The sequence below is a fragment of the Phreatobacter oligotrophus genome, from assembly GCF_003046185.1.
Taxonomy (GTDB): Bacteria; Pseudomonadota; Alphaproteobacteria; order Rhizobiales; family Phreatobacteraceae; genus Phreatobacter; species Phreatobacter oligotrophus.
The window spans coordinates 143,187-161,860 of the sequence record NZ_PZZL01000010.1 but is presented as its reverse complement, the minus strand read 5'-3'; the positions used below and the strand labels follow the sequence as shown (position 1 = coordinate 161,860).

The 18,674-nt window shown below is 66.0% G+C and carries 18 protein-coding genes; all 18 read left to right on the top strand.

The features are described 5' to 3' along the window. The first annotated feature begins 33 nt into the window (after positions 1–33). The 18 genes from C8P69_RS19755 to terL all read left to right on the top strand — a co-directional run bounded on the left by C8P69_RS19755 (position 34) and on the right by terL (position 18,651). Positions 34–963, top strand: coding sequence for a dioxygenase family protein (locus tag C8P69_RS19755; protein WP_245902148.1), 930 nt, complete (start codon positions 34–36; stop codon positions 961–963). 78 nt (positions 964–1,041) lie between these two features. Then, positions 1,042–2,403, top strand: a complete 1,362-nt coding sequence (gene benA / locus C8P69_RS19750; RefSeq protein ID WP_108179160.1) for a benzoate 1,2-dioxygenase large subunit — start codon at positions 1,042–1,044, stop codon at positions 2,401–2,403. Positions 2,404–2,498: 95 nt separating this feature from the next. After that, entirely contained in the window at positions 2,499–3,023 is a 525-nt protein-coding gene (gene benB / locus C8P69_RS19745; protein ID WP_108179159.1) for a benzoate 1,2-dioxygenase small subunit, read from the top strand. A gap of 45 nt (positions 3,024–3,068) precedes the next feature. Then, complete coding sequence (gene benC / locus C8P69_RS19740; RefSeq protein ID WP_108179158.1) at positions 3,069–4,082, top strand: benzoate 1,2-dioxygenase electron transfer component BenC; 1,014 nt, start codon at positions 3,069–3,071, stop codon at positions 4,080–4,082. After that, positions 4,079–4,909, top strand: coding sequence for a benzoate diol dehydrogenase BenD (gene benD / locus C8P69_RS19735; RefSeq protein ID WP_281260079.1), 831 nt, complete (start codon positions 4,079–4,081; stop codon positions 4,907–4,909). Before benC ends, benD begins: the two co-directional genes overlap by 4 nt. 20 nt (positions 4,910–4,929) lie before the next feature. After that, positions 4,930–5,760, top strand: coding sequence for a 3-oxoadipate:acetyl-CoA acetyltransferase (locus C8P69_RS19730; RefSeq protein WP_108179157.1), 831 nt, complete (start codon positions 4,930–4,932; stop codon positions 5,758–5,760). Positions 5,761–5,773: 13 nt separating this feature from the next. Beyond that, positions 5,774–6,997 carry a benzoate/H(+) symporter BenE family transporter gene (locus C8P69_RS19725; RefSeq protein WP_245902147.1) on the top strand — a complete coding sequence of 408 codons (1,224 nt, stop codon included), beginning with the start codon at positions 5,774–5,776 and terminating at the stop codon, positions 6,995–6,997. Between the two features lie 205 nt (positions 6,998–7,202). After that, positions 7,203–8,186 carry a Bug family tripartite tricarboxylate transporter substrate binding protein gene (locus C8P69_RS19720; RefSeq protein ID WP_170118310.1) on the top strand — a complete coding sequence of 328 codons (984 nt, stop codon included), beginning with the start codon at positions 7,203–7,205 and terminating at the stop codon, positions 8,184–8,186. Between the two features lie 357 nt (positions 8,187–8,543). Next, positions 8,544–9,758 carry an ABC transporter substrate-binding protein gene (locus C8P69_RS19715; protein ID WP_108179154.1) on the top strand — a complete coding sequence of 405 codons (1,215 nt, stop codon included), beginning with the start codon at positions 8,544–8,546 and terminating at the stop codon, positions 9,756–9,758. Positions 9,759–9,851: 93 nt separating this feature from the next. Beyond that, positions 9,852–10,718, top strand: a complete 867-nt coding sequence (locus C8P69_RS19710) for a branched-chain amino acid ABC transporter permease (RefSeq protein WP_108179153.1) — start codon at positions 9,852–9,854, stop codon at positions 10,716–10,718. A 10-nt stretch (positions 10,719–10,728) separates the two neighbouring features. Further along, complete coding sequence (locus tag C8P69_RS19705) at positions 10,729–11,730, top strand: branched-chain amino acid ABC transporter permease (protein ID WP_108179152.1); 1,002 nt, start codon at positions 10,729–10,731, stop codon at positions 11,728–11,730. Beyond that, positions 11,723–12,484 carry an ABC transporter ATP-binding protein gene (locus tag C8P69_RS19700; RefSeq protein ID WP_108179151.1) on the top strand — a complete coding sequence of 254 codons (762 nt, stop codon included), beginning with the start codon at positions 11,723–11,725 and terminating at the stop codon, positions 12,482–12,484. Before C8P69_RS19705 ends, C8P69_RS19700 begins: the two co-directional genes overlap by 8 nt. Continuing rightward, positions 12,481–13,191, top strand: a complete 711-nt coding sequence (locus tag C8P69_RS19695) for an ABC transporter ATP-binding protein (RefSeq protein ID WP_108179150.1) — start codon at positions 12,481–12,483, stop codon at positions 13,189–13,191. Before C8P69_RS19700 ends, C8P69_RS19695 begins: the two co-directional genes overlap by 4 nt. A 3-nt stretch (positions 13,192–13,194) precedes the next feature. Then, a complete protein-coding gene (gene pcaD / locus C8P69_RS19690; RefSeq protein WP_108179149.1) occupies positions 13,195–14,010 on the top strand; it encodes a 3-oxoadipate enol-lactonase in 816 nt (271 codons plus the stop codon). Positions 14,011–14,116: 106 nt separating this feature from the next. After that, complete coding sequence (locus tag C8P69_RS19685) at positions 14,117–14,800, top strand: hypothetical protein (protein WP_146167385.1); 684 nt, start codon at positions 14,117–14,119, stop codon at positions 14,798–14,800. Between the two features lie 109 nt (positions 14,801–14,909). Beyond that, positions 14,910–16,268 carry a site-specific DNA-methyltransferase gene (locus tag C8P69_RS19680; protein WP_108179147.1) on the top strand — a complete coding sequence of 453 codons (1,359 nt, stop codon included), beginning with the start codon at positions 14,910–14,912 and terminating at the stop codon, positions 16,266–16,268. A 114-nt stretch (positions 16,269–16,382) separates the two neighbouring features. Continuing rightward, positions 16,383–16,883 carry a DUF5681 domain-containing protein gene (locus C8P69_RS19675; RefSeq protein WP_108179146.1) on the top strand — a complete coding sequence of 167 codons (501 nt, stop codon included), beginning with the start codon at positions 16,383–16,385 and terminating at the stop codon, positions 16,881–16,883. 127 nt (positions 16,884–17,010) lie between these two features. Beyond that, positions 17,011–18,651 carry a phage terminase large subunit gene (gene terL / locus C8P69_RS19670; RefSeq protein WP_108179145.1) on the top strand — a complete coding sequence of 547 codons (1,641 nt, stop codon included), beginning with the start codon at positions 17,011–17,013 and terminating at the stop codon, positions 18,649–18,651. Positions 18,652–18,674: the final 23 nt, after the last annotated feature.

Genomic DNA, 18,674 nt, shown 5'->3' with positions numbered 1-18,674 from the left:
ACAAGACAAGCCAACCACGAAAGGGGAAATGCCATGCCCGCCAATCTGATGTCCAAGTCGAAGATGAAGCAGCTCGCCGAGGAGGCTTCCGGCATCGGCGAAAAGGGCGGCGACGCCCGCGTCAAGGAAGTCACTAACCGTCTGCTCTATCGCCTGATGCAGGTGATCGACGAGTGCGACGTGTCGATGGAGGAATTCTGGGCTGGCGTCGGTTTCCTCGCCCAGACCGCCAAGAACAACGAATTCGGCCTGCTCGTGCCGGGCGTGGCCCTGGAGCATTTCCTCGACCTTCGCCTCGACGAAGCCGAGAAGAAGGCCGGCATTTCCGGCGGCACGCTGCGCACCATCGAAGGCCCGCTCTACGTCGCCGGCGCGCCGCTCTCAAAGGGCGAGGCCCGTATGGATGACGGCACCGACCCGGGCGAACCCTTCGTCATCGAGGGCCAGGTCCGGGGCGAGGATGGCAACATCATCCCCGGTGCGATCGTCGACATCTGGCACGCGAACTCCAAGGGCGGGTATTCCTTCATCGACGGCGAGCAGGCCGCCTATAACCTGCGCCGCCGCATCGAGACCGACGCCAAGGGCCGCTATCTCGCGCGTTCCATCGTGCCGAACGGCTATGGCTGCCCGCCCGAGAGCTGCACCCGCAAGGCAATGACGCTTCTCGGCCGCCACGCAGAGCGCCCGGCCCACGTGCACTTCTTCATCTCCGCACCCGGCTACCGAAAACTGACCACCCAGTTCAACTTCACCGGCGACAAGTACCTCTACACGGACTTCGCTTTCGGCACCCGCGAGGAACTGGTCGTCACGCTGGAACGCGTCACCGACGCGGCCGCGATCCGCAACGCCGGCTTCAACCGGCCCTTCGCAAAGGCCAAGTTCGACGTGATCCTGATCAAGGAGCGGGCCGGCGCGCCGCGCACCGAGGTCGAGCGCGAACACGTCATGGCCGCCTGAGCAGCCCTTCGACACGGGCCGCGGGAGCCTCTCCCGCGGTCCGATCTCACCAAAAAATGAACGCAGGGGAGAAACGCCATGTCCGTCGACCTGATCCAACGCCTCCAGAACTCCGTCCAGCATGACGAGAAGACCGGCGCCTATCGCTGCCGCCGCGACATCTTCACCGACCCTGAATTGTTCGAGGTGGAGATGCGGCACATCTGGGAGGGCAATTGGGTCTATCTCGCCCACGAAAGCCAGATCCCCAACAACAACGACTACATCACCGGCTACATCGGCCGTCAGCCGATCGTCATCAGCCGCGACCGCAAGGGGGAGCTGAACTGCTTCCTGAACGCGTGCTCCCATCGCGGCGCGATGATCTGCCGGCACAAGCGCGGCAACAAATCGACCTACACCTGCCCGTTCCACGGCTGGACGTTCAACAACGCCGGCAAGCTCCTAAAGGCGAAGGATCCGGATGGCGCGGGCTATCCCGAGAGCTTCAACAAGAACGGCAGCCACGACCTGCAGAAGGTCAAATTCGCCAACTACCGCGGCTTCCTGTTCGGCTCGCTGAACCCCGACGTCAAGTCGATCGAGGAGCACCTCGGCGAGTCCCGCAAGATCATCGACCTGATCGTCGACCAGTCGCCCGAGGGGCTTGAGATCCTACGCGGCAATTCGCAGTACATCTACGACGGCAACTGGAAGCTCCAGGCCGAGAACGGCGCCGACGGCTATCACGTCTCGTCCGTTCACTGGAACTACGCCGCAACCACCCAGGCCCGCAAGGCGGCCAACGCCAAGGACGACATCCGCGCCATGGATGCCGGCGGCTGGGCGAAGAAGGGTGGCGGCTTCTATTCCTTCGAGCACGGCCACCTGCTGCTCTGGACCAACTGGACCAACCCGCAGGACCGTCCGAACTTTGACCGCCGCGACGAGTTGACCGCGTCCTTCGGCAAGGCCCGCGCGGACTGGATGATCGAGAAGAGCCGCAACCTCTGCCTCTACCCGAACGTCTTCCTGATGGATCAGTTCTCCTCGCAGATCCGGATGTATCGGCCGATTTCCGTCGATAAGACCGAAGTCACGATCTACTGTATCGCGCCGAAGGGCGAGAGCGCGGAAGCGCGCGCCCATCGCATCCGCCAGTACGAGGACTTCTTCAACGCGTCTGGCATGGCGACGCCGGACGACCTGGAGGAGTTCCGCTCCTGTCAGATCGGCTACGGGGCCCGCCACGCGGTGTGGAACGACCTATCGCGCGGCGCGACGCACTGGATCCAGGGTGCCGACGATGACGCGAAGGCCATCGAGATGAAGCCGCTGCTCTCTGGCGCGAAGACCGAGGATGAGGGGCTGTTCGTAATCCAGCACGCCTATTGGCGTGATGCGCTGATCGAAGGCTTGAAAAAGGACGCCGAAGCCGGCTTCCGGCAGGCCGCCGAGTAAGACTGTTCGGCGGACGCACCGATGCGACCGCCGAACGCATCTCCAGGCGATACCCGAAAACCGACAAAAACCTTCGAACGAAGGGGAGGACACCCATGTCGCTCGCATTGCAGACCAAGCCGAAGACCGTTCCGGTCACGATGGATCAGGTCCAGGCCTTCCTCTACGCCGAGGCACGCGCCCTCGACGACAAGGATTGGGACGCCTGGCTCGCCTGCTACGCGCCCGGCGCCACGTTCCACATGCCTGCCTGGGACGACGACGACGAATTGACGGAGAACCCGCAAACCGAGATCTCGCTCATTTACTACGGCTCGAAGCAGGGCCTTGAGGACCGCGTCTTCCGCATCCGGACGGAGCGGTCTTCGGCAACGTCGCTGCCCGAGCCACGCACCTCCCACAACATCTCGAACGTCGAGATCGTTGCCGAGAGCGCGGGCCGGCTGGAGGTACGCTTCAACTGGTTCACGCTGAGCCATCGCTACAAGACGACCGACAGCTATTTCGGCACGTCGTTCTACACAATCGATACATCGGGTGAGCGCTGGCTGATCACGGCCAAGAAGGTCGTTCTGAAGAACGACTACATTCACCACGTTGTCGATATCTACCACATCTGATCAAGCGCCAAGTCTAAAAGAAGAATAACCTGCGTGGAGGACGCCATGAGCCACAGAATCGCGCTGAACTTCGAGGACGGCGTCACGCGCTTCGTCGAGGCGCGCATCGGCGAACTGGTGGCTGATGCCGCCTATCGCGAGGGCGTCAACATCCCGATGGACTGCCGGGACGGCGCCTGCGGCACCTGCAAGTGCCGCTGCGAACAGGGGGACTACACGCTCGGCTCCTATATCGAGGACGCCATGACCGAGGAGGAGGCCGCCGAGGGCTTCGTCCTCACCTGCCAGATGAAAGCGCAGTCGGACTGCGTGATCCGCATTCCCGCCTCGTCTGCCGCCTGCAAGGTCAAGGTCGGGGCGGTCCCCGCCACGATGGTCGCGGTCGAAAAGCTCTCGCCGAGCACGATCGGTTTTTCGGTGCGCCTCGCCGATGCCGGGCTGTCGTTCCTACCCGGCCAATATGTCAATGTCTCGGTGCCAGGCACGACGCAGACGCGCTCCTACTCGTTCTCGTCCATGCCGAAGGAAGGGGTGGTCGAGTTCCTTGTCCGCAACATCCCGGGCGGGTTGATGTCGTCGTACCTCGCCGAGAAGGCCGCGCCCGGCGACGCGCTCACGGTGACCGGCCCGATCGGCTCGTTCTACCTGCGCGACGTGAAGCGGCCGGCCTTGTTCCTCGCCGGCGGCACGGGGCTCGCGCCCTTCCTCGCCATGCTGGAGGCTTTGGCGGCAACGCGCTCTGAGCAGCCGGTGCACATGATCTACGGTGTCACCAACGACGTCGATCTCGTCGCGGTCGACCAGCTGACCGCCTTCGCGGCCGCCATTCCCGGCTTCACCTTCACGACGGTCGTCGCCGACCCCGCGAGCGGCCACGCGCGAAAGGGTTATGTCACTAACCATATGCCGGACGGGGCGTTGCACGGCGGCGACGTCGACGTCTATCTTTGCGGACCGCCGCCCATGGTCGACGCAGTCCGCGGCTATCTGGCGGAGAAGGGCGTCAAGCCCGCCAGTTTCCACTTCGAGAAATTCTCGCCTTCGGAGACCGGCACGTGACCGCGCACATCGACATCGACGCCCTCGCCCTGGCGGCCCTGAAGCCCGCGCCCGGGCGCTTCGCCGGCAAGAGCATGGTGATCACTGGCGCGGCGCAGGGCATTGGCCGCGAGGTCGCGCTGACGGCTGCCCGCGAAGGCGGCCGCCTACTGTTGGTCGATCGTTCGCCCCTGGTCGAGGACGTCGCCCGCGAGATCGCCAAGGCGGACGGGCAGGCCATCGCCATGACCGCCGATCTGGAGACATGGAGCGGCAATCAGCAAGCGATGGAAAAATCCCATCGCGCCCATGGCGCCATCGACGTGCTGATCACCAACGTCGGCGGCGCCATCTGGATGCGGCCGTTCCAGCATTTCGACGATCGCCAGATCGAGAAGGAAATCTCGCGCTCGCTCTTTCCCACACTCTGGGGCTGCCGCGCCGTGCTCCCCTACATGCTCGAGCAGGGCCGGGGCGCGATCGTCAACGTCTCGTCCATCGCCACCAAGGGCGTCAACCGCGTGCCCTATTCGGCCGCCAAGGGCGCGGTCAACGCGCTCACCGCCTCGCTCGCCATGGAGGTCGGGACCAAGAACATCCGCGTGAACGCCGTCGCGCCGGGCGGGACGACCGCTCCGCCGCGCAAGGTGCCGCGTGGGACCGATCCGCTCACCGAGCAGGACAGGAGATGGATGCAGGAGGTGGTCGACCAAACCGTGCAATCGAGCCACATGAAGCGCTACGGGCTCCTGCGCGAGATGGCTGCCGCCATCCTCTTCCTTGCCTCCGACGCGGCCTCCTACGTCACCGGCACGGTCTTGCCCGTTGGCGGCGGCGACCAGGGCTAACCAGACCAAAGGATATCGCCATGCGCCCCGTCGTCATCGCCGTCGCGATCACCGGCTCCGTGCCACGCAAGAAGGATAACTCGACCGTTCCGATCCTTCCGCCCGAACAGATCGAGTCGACCCATGCCGCCTACGAGGCGGGCGCGAGCCTCGTGCACGTCCATGTCCGCAACGACGACGAGACTCCGTCATCGGATCCGGCCCGGTTCGCGGCCGTTCAGGAGGGCGTCCGGAAACACTGCCCGGGCATGATCGTGCAGTTCTCGACCGGCGGGCGCGGGCGCGATCCCTCGGCGCGGGGTCTTTCTCTTGTCCACAAGCCCGACATGGCCTCGCTCTCCACCGGTTCGGTCAACTTCCCGACGATCGTCTATGAGAACCATGCGACGCTCGTCGTCGATCTCGCGACGAAGATGAGGGACAACGCCATCGCGCCGGAGATCGAGATTTTCGACCTCTCGCACATCCATGGCGCGCGCCGGCTGATCGACGCCGGACTGATGTCACCGACACCACACGTCCAGTTCGTCATGGGGGTCCAGAACGCCATGCCGGCGGACGAGCGGCTCCTCGACATCCTGCTCGCGGAGACGCGGCGCGTCATTCCCGGCGCGACCTGGACGGCCGCCGGCATCGGGCGCGAACAGGCCCGGGTGATGGAATGGGCGCTCGCTCGCGGTGCCGACGCGGTCCGGACCGGGCTCGAGGACAATATCCGGGTGAGCAAGGATCGCCTCGCCGACGGCAACGCCGAATTGGTGTCGATTGCGGCGGCGCTCGTGGCGCGCCATGGTGGACGCCCCGCGACGCCCGCCGAGGCGCGCGCCCGCCTCGGCCTACGCGCCGCGTGAGTCTCCGCCGATCGTGACGCCGTTCGAACCGCTCAGCCCAAACCGACCGACCCTTTCCGAAATCCGCCGCGACATCGGGCCGGTCCAGCTTCTCACCGGACTGGTCGCCTTCCTGTTCGGCGCGACCGGAGCGCTCGCGATCATCCTGGCGGTCGGCACGGGTGGTGGGTTGAAAGAAGCGGAACTCGCCTCCTTCGTCTTCGGCGTCTTCGCCATTAACGGCGCACTTACCGTGGCGCTGGTCTGGCTCTATCGTCAACCGCTCTGCCTGTTCTGGACAATCCCGGGTACGGTGCTGATCGGCCCGGCCCTCACCCACATGAGCTTTGCCGAAGTGGTCGGCGCCTTCTGGGTCACGAGCCTTCTCGTGCTCGCGCTCGGCTGGACTGGCCTCGCCCGCCGCGTGATGCAGCTCATACCCATGCCGATCGTGATGGCGATGGTGGCCGGCGTCTTCCTCAAGTTCGCCATAGACGTCGTCCGCTCGCTCCACGGCGACTTCGCCATCGCTGGTGCCATGGTCGCGGCGTTCTTCGGCCTGAGTGTCTGGCCGGCTGCCCAACGCTACATACCGCCGATCATCGGCGCTCTGCTCGCCGGCGCGGTGGTCGCGGGCGGCCTTGGGCGGTTCGCGGGCGCCGAGATCGGCGGCCTGGCGTTGGTGCAACCGGTGTTCACGATGCCGATATTCTCCTGGCGCGCGATGATCGAACTGGTCGTTCCGATCGCCATCACCATCGTCTTCGTCCAGCACGGGCAGGGCCTCGCGGTCCTCACGCAGGCTGGACACAAACCGCCCCTGACCGCCGTGACGATCTTCGCCGGGATCGGCGGCCTCCTGAGCGCCGCCGTCGGCGCGGTCGGCACCGCGCTCACCGGCCCGACTAACGGCCTCATCACCTCGACCGGACCGCGCGAGCGCCACTACGCGACCGCGATCGTCACGGCCGTGATCGCCATTGGCTTCGGGCTTTTGGCGCCGACCTTCACGCGCCTGATGCTCGCGGCGCCGAAAGAGCTGATCCTGACGCTCGGCGGCCTGGCGATGCTGCGCGTGTTGCTCGGCGCCTTCACCGTGGCCTTCAAGGGACCATTCGCCTTCGGCGCGCTCGTCTGTTTCGTCGTCACCGTCGCCGACATGCCCGTGATGAACATCGGGGCCGCCTTCTGGGGGCTCGTCGCGGGACTGGCGGCGTCCTGGCTGATGGAACGCGCGGACTTCGCCCGCGCGGCGTGAAGTCGGCGCGCGCGGCGCCGCGCCTCCAGCCGAAGCTCCGCGGCGCATGGAGCGATCAGAATACCCATCTGGTATGGAAATAGACACAATCGATCCTGTCCGACGTCGGCGATCCCGCCTACGTTTTCGATGGCTTTTGAGCATGCGGACGTCCGTGTCGAGGCGCGGCGATCTCGGGCGCGGGCGACCGGTCGAAGGAGACAACATGCGGCGAACGGCATTTCCAATCGGTCGGCGCGCCTTGCTTGGCGCTGCCGCCTCGTTTCTCGCCACGCCATCGCGCGCGCAGGCCTTCCCGACCAAGACCATCCAACTCGTCGTGCCCTTTGCCGCCGGCGGCGCCGCCGACATCATCGGGCGCGCCATCGGCGAACGATTGTCGCAAGGCTACGGCCGGCCGGTGATTGTGGAGAACCGGCCGGGGGCGGGTTCCAATACCGGCCTTGCCTCGGTTGCCCGCGCCGAGCCCGACGGCCATGTCATCGGGCTGGCTTCCATGGCCTTGGCGGTCAACCCGAGCCTCTACCGTTCGATGCCGTTCGACCCGGTCGCCGATCTCGCGCCGCTGTCCCTCGCGCTCGAGACGCCGAACATCCTCATCGTTCCGGCGAATTCGCCCTACAGGTCGGTCGGAGATCTCATCGCCGCCGCCAAGCGCGCGCCGGGGTTGCTCGTCTACGCCTCGGCGGGCCTCGGTTCGTCGCTGCATCTGGCGGCCGAACTGTTCCGGCAGAAGGCCAGCGTCGACCTGACCCATGCGCCCTATCGCGGCAGCAGCCCAGCGCTGGTCGATCTGATCGCCGGTCGGGTCCATGTGATGTTCGACAATGCATCGACGGCCTTGCCGCAGATCGAAGCCGGCACGGTGCGCGCGATCGGGGTGACGACCGCGGCGCGGATTGCAGCACTCCCGCAGGTACCGACGATCGCCGAACAGGGCGTGCCGGACTACGCGCTCGCGAATTGGTGGGGCTTCGTCGCGGCGGCGCGCACGCCGCCCGCGATCGTCGAACGGCTTGGCGCGGATATCCAGGCGGCATTGAGGCATGAGGCTACCGAGCGGGCCTTTGCGCCGATCAATGCGCGGATCATCGCATCGACGCCGCAGGCGTTTGCCAGCCATCTGGCGACTGAGATCGGCCAATGGCGGGCAATCGTTGCGAGCGCCGGACTGACCGCGCTGGACTAACGTCCCGGAAACGCATTCACCGCGCGATGGTGCCGGATTCACAGGCTTGGCAGGGGAGGGATCATGCCCCGGACCAACAGTTCACGCGCATCGGCGATCAATACCTCATTCCACGCAAGCCCACTGATTATCGATCGATTTCCCAGCGAAACGATCGAATTGATGGGGTTTGAGTCCGGAAACGCATCGTAAAATACCTCTCAGGTATCAATATAGATGCAATCGATCCTGTTCCGGTCGCCTCGCCCCGCTTAACGTCCCGGTCGTGAAAAAGCACGCGCGACAGGGAGAAAACGATGTGCCGACCATCCGCTCCCGGTCACGAGACGTGCTCCAACGACTGCCGGAGGAACTGCCATGTCGCATTCGATTTCATCGCCGATCTCGGCCAATCGCCGACGCTTCCTGATGGGCGCGGCGGCGCTCACGACGGGCGCAGCGGGCTTCCGCTTCCCCACCCCGGCCATCGCCCAGGGCGCACCGTTGAAAGTGGGCTTCATGCTTCCCTATTCGGGCACGTTCGCGAAGCTCGGCAAATTCATCGATGATGGCTTCCGCCTCTACGTGGAACGCCAGGGCGGCTCGCTCGGCGGCCGGCGCATCGAGTTCGTCCAGGTCGACGATGAGTCGAAGCCGGAGAGCGCGACCGACAACATGAACCGGCTCGTCGGCCGCGAGCGCGTCGATCTCGTCGTCGGCACGGTCCACTCCGGCGTCGCCATGGCCATGGTGAAGGTCGCGCGCGACACCAATACCCCGCTCATCATCCCCAACGCCGGCGCCAACGAGGCCACGGGCCCCATGTGCGCTCCACACATCTTCCGCACCTCCTTCTCCAACTGGCAGGTCTGCCAGCCCATGGGCAAGGTGATGTTCGACGAAGGCCGCCGGCGCGTCGCCACCATCACCTGGCGCTACGCCGCCGGCTCGCAGATGATCGACGCCTTCAAGGAGGGCTTCACTCGCGCGGGCGGCACGATCGTCGAAGATCTGGCGCTTCCCTTCCCGGAGGTCGAGTTCCAGGCGCTGATCACCCGCATCGCGACGCTGCGGCCCGACGCGGTCTTCGCTTTCTTCGCCGGCGGCGGCGCGGTCAAGTTCGTCAAGGACTACGCGGCGGCCGGTCTCAACCGCACCATCCCGCTCTACGGCGCCGGGTTCCTCACCGACGGCACGCTGCAGGCCCAAGGCGCGGATGCCAATGGCGTGCGCACCACGCTCCATTACGCCGACAACCTCGACAATCCCGCCAATCGCGTCTTTCTCGAAGCCTTCAAGGCCAAAACCGGTCAGGACGGCGACATTTACGCGGTCCAGGGCTGGGACGCGGCGGCGCTGCTCGCCGAGGGGCTAAAGGCCACCGGCGGCGATTGGTCGGCGCGGGCGCGGGCGACGAGCGCCATGCGTTCGGCCAGGATCGACAGCCCGCGCGGCCCGCTCTCGTTCAACCGCGCCGGTAACCCAGTCCAGAATGTCTACCTGCGCGAAGTGCGCAACGGCCGCAACGAGGTGATCTCGGTCGCCGGTCAGGCGGTCGATGATCCGGCGCGCGGCTGCCGCGTTCAGGCCTGATCGCGGCTTTCCTCCCCAGCCGCAACCTCGGGGCGCGCGCGGGCCGGTCGCGACCGGCGCGCCCCTTTTCCTCCAGCCGAAGGACGCCCAGTCATGGACGCGCTGACCTTCGCCGTTCAGCTGTTGAACGGCGTGCAATACGGCCTCGTTCTGTTCCTCGTCGCCAGCGGCCTGACGCTCGTGTTCGGCATCCTCGGCGTGATCAATCTTGCGCACGGCGCCTTCTATATGCTGGGCGCCTACCTTGCCTGGGCGATCGCCGCCTATACCGGCAGCTTCGCGCTGGCGGTTGCCGGGGCGCTCGCCATTTCCTTCGTGCTCGGCATTCTGCTTGAGGAGGTCTTCGTCAAACGCATGATCGGGCGCGATCACCTCGCGCAGGTCCTGCTGTCGTTCGGCCTGATCCTCGTTATCGACGAGGTCCGCCAGATCGTCTTCGGCAAGGACGTGCATTCGGTCGCGCCGCCCGATTGGCTGCGCGGCTCGATCCAGCTGACGGACGTGCTCTCCTATCCGATCTACCGGTTGGCGCTCTGCGTTGCGTGTCTCATTCTCGCCTGCGTCATCTTCTACGTCATCCAGAAGACGCGGCTCGGCATGGTGGTTCGCGCGGGCGCAGAGAACCGCGACATGACCCGCGCGCTCGGCATCCCTTTCGACCTCGTCAACCGCTATGTCTTCGCTGGCGGCATCGCGCTCGCCGCGCTCGGCGGCGCGCTCGTCGCGCCAGTCTCCACGGTGTTCCCGGGGATGGGCGACAGCATGCTGATCCTGTCCTTCGTGGTCGTGGTGCTCGGCGGCATCGGCTCGGTGGCGGGTGCTGCCATCGGCGCGCTCTTGATCGGTCTCACCGACACGTTCGGCAAGGTCTTCTTCCCGCAATTCTCGTCGATCCTGGTCTACGTGCTGATGGCCGGCGTGCTGCTCTGGCGGCCGAACGGCCTGCTCGGCAAGTCCTAAAGGTGCCATCATGACCCGCTCGACCGGTACGAAAGCCGCCTTGGCCTTGATCGTCGCGCTTGCCGTCGCGCTACCATTCGTCGCGCCCGGCTACTACGTCCAGTTCGCTTCTAAGGCGATGCTGATGGCGATGCTGGCGCTCTCGCTCAACCTCGTCGTCGGCTATGGCGGCATGGTCAGCCTCTGCCACGCCGCCTTCTTCGGCCTCGCCGGCTACCTGCTCGGGCTCATGACGCCGGAAGCCGCCGGCGCTAGTGTCTGGATCGCGCTGCCGGCGGCCATGCTGGGCGTCGCCGTGGTCGCGGCGATCATCGGCGCTTTGTCCCTTCGCACTCGCGGCATCTATTTCATCATGGTGACGCTCGCCTTCGGCGAGATGCTTTTCTACCTGTTTCACGACACCCGGATCGGCGGCGGTTCGGACGGGCTCTACATCTACTTCAAGCCCGAGTTCGTCCTCGGCGGCATCACGCTCATCGATTTGGAGAACCCACGCGCCTTTTACTGGGTCGCGCTCGCTTGGCTCGTCGGGGCCGCGGTGCTGGTCCAGGCCATGGTGCGCTCGCCTTTCGGCCACGCGCTCGCAGCCGCGCGCGACAACGAACGGCGCGCGCTGTCACTCGGCTTTCCCGTCTTCCGCGTTCGGCTGACGGCCTTCGTCGTCTCGGCCATGATCGCCGCGGTCGCCGGCTTTTTCTCCGCCGCCCAGTTCGGCTTCGTCGCGCCGCAGATGCTGGGCTGGCACCTCTCGGCCAGCATCCTCGTCATGGTCGTCCTCGGCGGCATGAACTCGGTCCTCGGGCCAGTCGTCGGCGCGATCGCGTTGCTCGGGCTTGAGGAAGTGCTGAAGTCGAATTTCGAGCACTGGAAGCTCATCAAGGGGCTGATCGTCATCGCGCTCGTCTTCGCGCTGCCAGGCGGGCTCAAGCAGCTGTCCGCGATGATGTTCCCGCCAAGTGCAGCAAAAGAGCCTGCCCCAGCGAACCCGAAGGAGGCCGCCTCCCATGTCTGAGATCCTCATGAAGGCAACCGCGCTGGAAAAGCGCTACGGCGGGCTGAGGGCGGTCTCGGGCGTCTCGATCGACGTCCATCGCGACGAGGTCCACGCGGTGATCGGCCCGAACGGAGCGGGCAAGTCGACGCTCGTCAACCTGCTCTCCGGCGACGTGCCCGTCACCGACGGTGCAATCATGCTGCGCGACCGCGACATCACGGCGCTGGCGCCGCACCGCCGGGCCATGGCGGGCGTCGGCCGCTCCTATCAGAAGACAACGATATTCGCGGACTCCACGGTGTTCGAGAACGTCCGCCTCGCCGCCCAGGCCCATGGCGGCCAGCCGCTCCGATTGTTTCGCCCCGTGTCTACCGACGGCAATGTGAACGCGCGGGCAGAGGCCGCCCTCGATGAGGTCGGCCTTTCCGCCCGCCGCGACACGGTTGCCCGCTTCATGAGCCATGGCGAACAGCGCCAACTAGAGGTCGCCATGGTGCTTGCGACCGAGCCGAAAGTGATCCTCCTCGACGAGCCGCTCGCCGGCATGGGGCACGCCGAGGCCGCGCGCATGATCGAGATCATTCGCCGCCTCAAGGACGGCCGCGCCGTGCTGCTGGTGGAGCACGACATGGACGCCGTCTTCGCGCTTGCCGACCGGCTGACCGTCATGGCGGACGGGCAGGTGATCGCTTCGGGCGACCCCGCCTATGTGCGTGCCCATCCCGCTGTGCGTGCCGCCTATCTCGGACCCGAGCAGGAGATCGCCGCATGAGCGCGCTTCTCGCCATCAATGGCCTTACGAGCTTCTACGGCGTCAGCCAAGCGCTCCACGGCGTCAGCCTCACCGTCTCGCGAGGCGAGCAGATCGCGCTGATCGGCCGGAACGGCATGGGCAAGACCACCTTGCTGAAGTCCATCGTCGGCCTGCTCGCCGACCGTCGCGGCGAAATCGTCTTCGCCGGCGCGAGCACGGCGAAGGCAAAGCCCGAGGACATCGCGCGCCATGGCCTCGCCTATGTTCCGGAAGGACGGGGCGTGTTCGGGTCCTTGTCGGTCGTCGAGAACCTCGTCATGGCGGCCCGCGCGGGCGTTTCCGGTTCGCGGCGCTGGACCATCGATCGCGTCTTCGAGGTGTTCCCGCGGCTCCATCAGCGCCGCGGCAACGGCGGCCACCAGCTTTCGGGCGGCGAGCAGCAAATGCTCTCGATCGGACGAGCTCTGATGACCAATCCGGACCTGATCCTGCTCGACGAAGCGACCGAGGGCCTCGCCCCGCTGATCGCCCAGGACATCTGGAAAACGCTTGGCATCATTCGCGAAGAAGGCATCGCCACCATCGTCGTGGACAAGGACCATCGCGCCCTCGCCAAGGTCGCCGACCGCATGGTTGTGATGGCGAAGGGCGAGATCGCCTTCGACGGCGCGCCCGCGCTGCTGGCGGCCGATCCGTCGATCCTCGAAAAACACCTGGGTGTTTGAACCATGCCCTACGTCCAGACGCCAAGCGCGACGCTCTTCGTCACCGAGGCCGGCTCGCCCAACGCGCCGCCGATCCTGTTCTCGAACTCGCTCGGTACGACGCATCGCATGTGGGACGCGGTGGTCGCTGAGCTGTCGGCCGACTTTCGCTGCATCCGCTACGACACGCGCGGGCATGGCGCCTCCACGTTCGACGCCCGCCCGTTCGACATCGCCGCGCTGGCGGACGACGCGGTTGCGCTCATGAACAATCTCGGCCTCGCGCGGGTCCATTTCGCGGGGCTCTCGCTCGGAGGTATGACCGGTCAAGCGCTGGCCATCCACCATCCCGATCGCCTGGCGAGCCTAACGCTGATGGCGACGTCGGCCTTCATGCCCACCGAGGCCGCTTGGAACGATCGGGCCGCGCTTGTGCGGCGCGAGGGCACGAAGGCGATCGTTGGCGCCACACTCGAGCGGTGGTTTACGCCAGGATACCGCGAGAGCGCCGCCACGTCCGTCGAGGCCGTCGCGGCGGAGTTTTTGGCTATCGACCGGACCGGTTACGCCGGCGCCTGCGAAGCCATAGGGCGCATGGACTTACGACCGGATCTCGGGACCATAGTGGCGCCCACGACGATCATTGCCGGCGCCGAGGATCCCGCGACGCCGCTTGCCATGGCGCGCGAATTGAACCAGGCGATCGATGGTTCGGAGCTGGTGGTGCTTTCGCCGGCGGCGCATCTCCTTGCCGTCGAGCAACCCGAACGCGTTTGTGCGGAGCTACGAAAGACGGTAGCGATGAACCACCCCGGGGTTGCAGGAGGCTCGAACTCCTAAGAAAACAGAACCCCAAGGTGAAAGATCGGCCAGGGTAATCCCGGTTGCCGGTTGCCAGCTTCCAAGCGCTTCCCAGGGAACCGACGGTTCGAACCGAAGCACTCCAATGAAAAAGCCGCCCTCAAGCAAGCGCCGCGGCCGCCCGCGGACAAAGGTGAAACCGGCGGTGAAGCTCAGCAAGGGCGGACAGCCGGCGACGTGGCATGACGAGGGGAGCTGGGCGTTTATCGAGCTTGCGTTCTGGCTGCGCCGCCATTGGCCCGATGGACCGAAGCGGCGGATCGCGTCGGCCGCGGTGTGGTGGGGCTCCGGGGTCCGGTTCACGATCGAGAAGGATCCGGACAACCCAGCCAAATGGCGCGGGCTGGCCTTCGCAGAGGATCTCAAGCGGTACTTGAACAAGGCGACGTGGGCGTCCCGGATCAAGGCGGTCGAACGGGGCTTGAACCTCTCGCGCTATAAGGACAAGGGTCCGCTGCCGACGTTCCCGTTTCCCCATGTCGCCTTCATTCGGACCGGCGCTGGGTTCGTGGAGGGGACGATGGAAACTGCGTTCAGCCACTTGGGGATCCAAAGCGCGTTGGACCTGTTCGCTTTCGCCGGCGAAGACAATGACTTCGCCGCCTGGTGCGGCTTGATTCGGGAACGGTTTGCGAAAGCGGGGTTCCCGCGCGCGGCCGATTTCCTGCTTGCTGATCTGACGAGCATTCCGTCGAAAGACGAGCGCATCCATCTGATGGGCCGGATCACGGGCCCGGGGACGTTTCAGCCGCAACCGATCAAGGCGTGAATTTCGGACATTCGTTGTCCCGGTTTCCTGACGCCGAACCTGCGAGACACTTCCTGCTGCACTGACTGCACGGGATGGTTCCGAGGCGGGGTGGAGCAGGAGACCTCTGATGAAGCTTCGCCCTGAAATCCACATCCCGCCGGGCCTTCGCCCGCTCTTGCGGGATATCAAGACGATCCGTCCCAACGACCGAAACGCGCGAACGCACAAGAAGGGCCACGTCAAGGCTCTTGCGAACCAGATCACGGCTGTCGGGTTCAACAGCGCGATCATGGTCGACCGCGAGGGTCGCATTCTGGCGGGCCATGCCCGTCACGCGGCGGCCATCTTGCTGGGCATGACGGAGGTCCCGGTTGTCGTGTTGGACGGCCTCACGGAGGCGCAGATGCGCGCCTTCATGCTCGGCGACAATCAGCTCGCGACGCTTGCGGGCTGGGATCGCGGCATCCTCGCGGAGGACTTCGCCTATCTGAATGGCGAACTGCCCTCGCTCGGGATCACCTTCGCCGATCTCGGTTTCGCGGTCGGCGAGGTAAACGCGGTCTCGGAGGATCGGGGCGCTATCCTCGGCGGCGATCCCGCCGACGCGCTGCCGAAGCCGGCGAAGATCGTGGTGACGGAGCTGGGTCAGACCTGGCACCTCGGGCCGCTCGGGCATCGTGTGTGCTGCGGCGACTCCCGGTCGGTCGACGAGGTGAACCGGCTGATGGCCGGCGAACGCGCCGCCATGGCCTTCGTGGACAAGCCCTACAACCGGCAGGTCAACGGACACGTTCTCGGGCGCGGATCGAACGAGCACACCGAGTTCGCCATGGGTTCCGGGGAGATGTCGCCCGCGGAGTTCCGTGCTTTCGCCCTCGCCACCGACCAGGCGATCAAGGCGGCGATGAAGGACGGCGGGCTCGTCTATTCCTGCATCGACTGGGCGAGCCTGCCCATGTTCATGGAGGTAGGGCTGGAGGTGTACGGCTCGATCCTGAACGTCATCGTCTGGAACAAGACGAATGCCGGCCAAGGCTCGTTCTACCGCTCGCAGCACGAGTTCATCGCGCTGTTCAAGGTCGGCGAGGCCGCGCACACCAACGCGATCGAACTCGGCAAGCACGGGCGCAACCGCTCGAATGTCTGGACCTATCCGGGGGCGAACACCTTCCGGAAGGGCCGAATGGCGGATCTCGCGGCCCATCCGACCGTGAAGCCCGTCGCCATGGTGGCTGATGCTATCCGCGACTGCACGCTGCCGGGCGAGATCGTCCTGGACACGTTCCTCGGCTCCGGCACGACGCTGCTCGCGGCCGAGAAGGTCGGGCGGCGCTGCGTCGGCGTCGAGATCGAACCGAAGTTCGTCGATGTGGCGATCCGGCGCTGGCAGGCCTTCACCGGCCTCGACGCGATTTGCGCCGATACGGGTAAGACCTTCGACGAGATCGAGGCCGAGCGCCTGCCAAAGACCGATACGGCGGCCTGATCGCGGCTGCGCGCGCTCTCGCGCGGGCGCGGCATCGATCGCCGCGCCCCCGCAAACCCATTCAGTCACTCACACCCATCACCGCCCGCTTCGTCGGGCGTCAGGAACGATCCAATGACCAAGACCCCCAGCAAGGCGCCCCGCGGCCGCTCGAAGAAACCCCTCGGCGACTACGAGGTCGGCTATTGCAAGCCGCCCAAGCACGGCCAGTTCGGGAATGGCCAGAAGCCCAACTCAAAGGGACGACCGAAGAACCGGCCGACGGTCCACGACCAGGTCTCGGCGCTGCTCGCACGCAAGATCGACGTGCCGGAGAACGGCGTCATCGTGAAGCGCACCATCCAGGAGACCATGTTCCTGGCGGTCGGCCAGAAGGCGGTCCGGGGCGACCTCAAGGCGGTCGCCTTCCTCCTCAACCTGCGCGAGGCGACCCGCGATAGCACTTCGACCGTGATCGACCCGACTGAACTCGCCGCCTTCGATCAGGCGACGCTGCGCCGCTACATGCAGGCGGTGATCGATCGGGAAGGAGCCTCCGGTCCCGAGAGTCCGGTGTCCGGCGACAACCTCGCCGCGGACCGCGACCAAGGGGCGGACGATGGCGCCCGGCACTGAACGACCCATCCGGCTCACCTCTCGGCGGCGGGTTCATCGCCGTCGCCGAGACGCCGTCTTCGTGCCGATCCGGCATCGCGACGCTCACCCATGACCATTGAACATCATCGGTTGGAAGGACAAACCCATGACCACCAATGACCCTCAGGCGCCGCTTCCCGACGAGGCCTTGATCGCGCTGGCGCGGCGGAGCTTCGCCGTCTTCGTGCGCGTCATCTTCCCGATCCTCAATCCCGGCGTCGCCTACCAGCACAACTGGCATGTCGACGCGATCGCGCACGCGCTCGAAAAGGTGTGGCTGGGCGAGACGAAGCGCCTGATCATCACGCTCCCGCCGCGCCATCTGAAATCGCTGATCACGTCGGTCGCGTTCCCCGCGTTCCTGCTCGGCCATGACCCAACGCGCCGGATCTTGTGCCTCAGCTACGCCCAGGACCTCGCGACCAAGTTCCACAACGAGTTCCGGCAGCTGATCGAGCACCCGCTGTACCAACTGATCTTCGCGGGCGCTCGGATCGGGCCGTGGAAGGACACGGGGCAGGAGGTGATCCTCGCCGGCAACGGCTCGCGCTTCGCCGGATCCGTCGGCGGCACGCTGACGGGCCGCGGTGGCGACATCCTGATCTTCGACGATCCGCTGAAGGCGCAAGACGCCCATTCCGACGTCAAGCGGGCGAGCGTCAACGAATGGATGTCGGGCACCGCGATGTCGCGGCTCGACGACAAGGCCAACGGCGCCGTCGTCCTGGTGATGCAGCGCCTCCACGTGCACGACCCCGTCGGCACCATGCTGGCACGGGCGCCGGAAGAATGGGAGGTGCTCGACCTGCCAGCGATCGCCGACGCCGACCGCATCGTTCCGATCGGGCCGAAGGAAACCTACCTCTGGCCCGCCGGCGAGGCGCTGCATCCGGCCCGTGAGCCGGTCGAGGTCCTCGACCGCATCCGGCGCGATCTTGGGACGGCCGTCTTCGAAGCGCAGTACCTGCAGCGACCCTCGCCGCCGGAAGGGAACATCCTCCGGCGATCCTGGCTTCGATACTACGACCCGCTTCCGGATCTCGCGGGTGCGCGCATCATCCAGAGCTGGGACACCGCCTCGAAGGTCTCGCTGGAGAACGACTATTCGGTTTGCGTCACGCTCGCCGAACTCCATGGCGTGTTCTACGTCCTCGACGTGGCGCGCGCGAAGCTGACCTACCCCGCGCTCCGCCTGCGTGCCATCGAACTCGCCAAGCGCCACCGTCCGCAAATCCTCGTGATCGAGGAAGCTGGCGTCGGCGTGGGGCTCGTCCAGGACCTGAGGCGGGAACGGCTCAACCCGATCGGTATCACCCCGAGGGAGTCGAAGGACGATCGCGTGCGGTTCCAGTCGCCGAAGTTCGAGTCGGGTCGGGTGCTTTTGCCATCGCGGGCGCCGTGGGCCACCGATCTCGTCGCAGAACTCCTTGGGTTCCCGCACGGAGCCCACGACGATCAGGTCGACGCGCTCTGTCAGGCGCTCGCCGCGTCCGATCGGCCGCAAGTGCGAGTCTCGGTTTACGACCGGTTTGGGAGGTTGATCTACAGCACGGGAAAGGCGCGACCGGAGCCTCTACAAGGTGGCGCGGATGGCGCGGCGAGTGAGCCCGCGCCTATACCGCCCGTCGACAGCGCGCGGACAGCGTTCCCACGCCCCGACGACGACCACGGATATCCGAAGCCGTCGATCACAACGCTCGGCCCGACCCCGCCGCGGCCGGTCAAGCGCAAGAAGGACGAGCCGTGATGCGAACGTCGATACAGCGCCGG

Coding starts and splice junctions, on each gene's coding strand:
- C8P69_RS19755 (WP_245902148.1), top strand. CDS start 34: ATGCCCGCCAATCTGATGTCCAAGTCGAAGATGAAGCAGCTCGCCGAG.
- C8P69_RS19720 (WP_170118310.1), top strand. CDS start 7,203: ATGCGGCGAACGGCATTTCCAATCGGTCGGCGCGCCTTGCTTGGCGCT.
- pcaD (WP_108179149.1), top strand. CDS start 13,195: ATGCCCTACGTCCAGACGCCAAGCGCGACGCTCTTCGTCACCGAGGCC.
- benA (WP_108179160.1), top strand. CDS start 1,042: ATGTCCGTCGACCTGATCCAACGCCTCCAGAACTCCGTCCAGCATGAC.
- benB (WP_108179159.1), top strand. CDS start 2,499: ATGTCGCTCGCATTGCAGACCAAGCCGAAGACCGTTCCGGTCACGATG.
- benC (WP_108179158.1), top strand. CDS start 3,069: ATGAGCCACAGAATCGCGCTGAACTTCGAGGACGGCGTCACGCGCTTC.
- C8P69_RS19705 (WP_108179152.1), top strand. CDS start 10,729: ATGACCCGCTCGACCGGTACGAAAGCCGCCTTGGCCTTGATCGTCGCG.
- terL (WP_108179145.1), top strand. CDS start 17,011: ATGACCACCAATGACCCTCAGGCGCCGCTTCCCGACGAGGCCTTGATC.
- C8P69_RS19700 (WP_108179151.1), top strand. CDS start 11,723: ATGTCTGAGATCCTCATGAAGGCAACCGCGCTGGAAAAGCGCTACGGC.
- C8P69_RS19695 (WP_108179150.1), top strand. CDS start 12,481: ATGAGCGCGCTTCTCGCCATCAATGGCCTTACGAGCTTCTACGGCGTC.
- C8P69_RS19730 (WP_108179157.1), top strand. CDS start 4,930: ATGCGCCCCGTCGTCATCGCCGTCGCGATCACCGGCTCCGTGCCACGC.
- C8P69_RS19685 (WP_146167385.1), top strand. CDS start 14,117: ATGAAAAAGCCGCCCTCAAGCAAGCGCCGCGGCCGCCCGCGGACAAAG.
- C8P69_RS19715 (WP_108179154.1), top strand. CDS start 8,544: ATGTCGCATTCGATTTCATCGCCGATCTCGGCCAATCGCCGACGCTTC.
- C8P69_RS19680 (WP_108179147.1), top strand. CDS start 14,910: ATGAAGCTTCGCCCTGAAATCCACATCCCGCCGGGCCTTCGCCCGCTC.
- C8P69_RS19710 (WP_108179153.1), top strand. CDS start 9,852: ATGGACGCGCTGACCTTCGCCGTTCAGCTGTTGAACGGCGTGCAATAC.
- C8P69_RS19675 (WP_108179146.1), top strand. CDS start 16,383: ATGACCAAGACCCCCAGCAAGGCGCCCCGCGGCCGCTCGAAGAAACCC.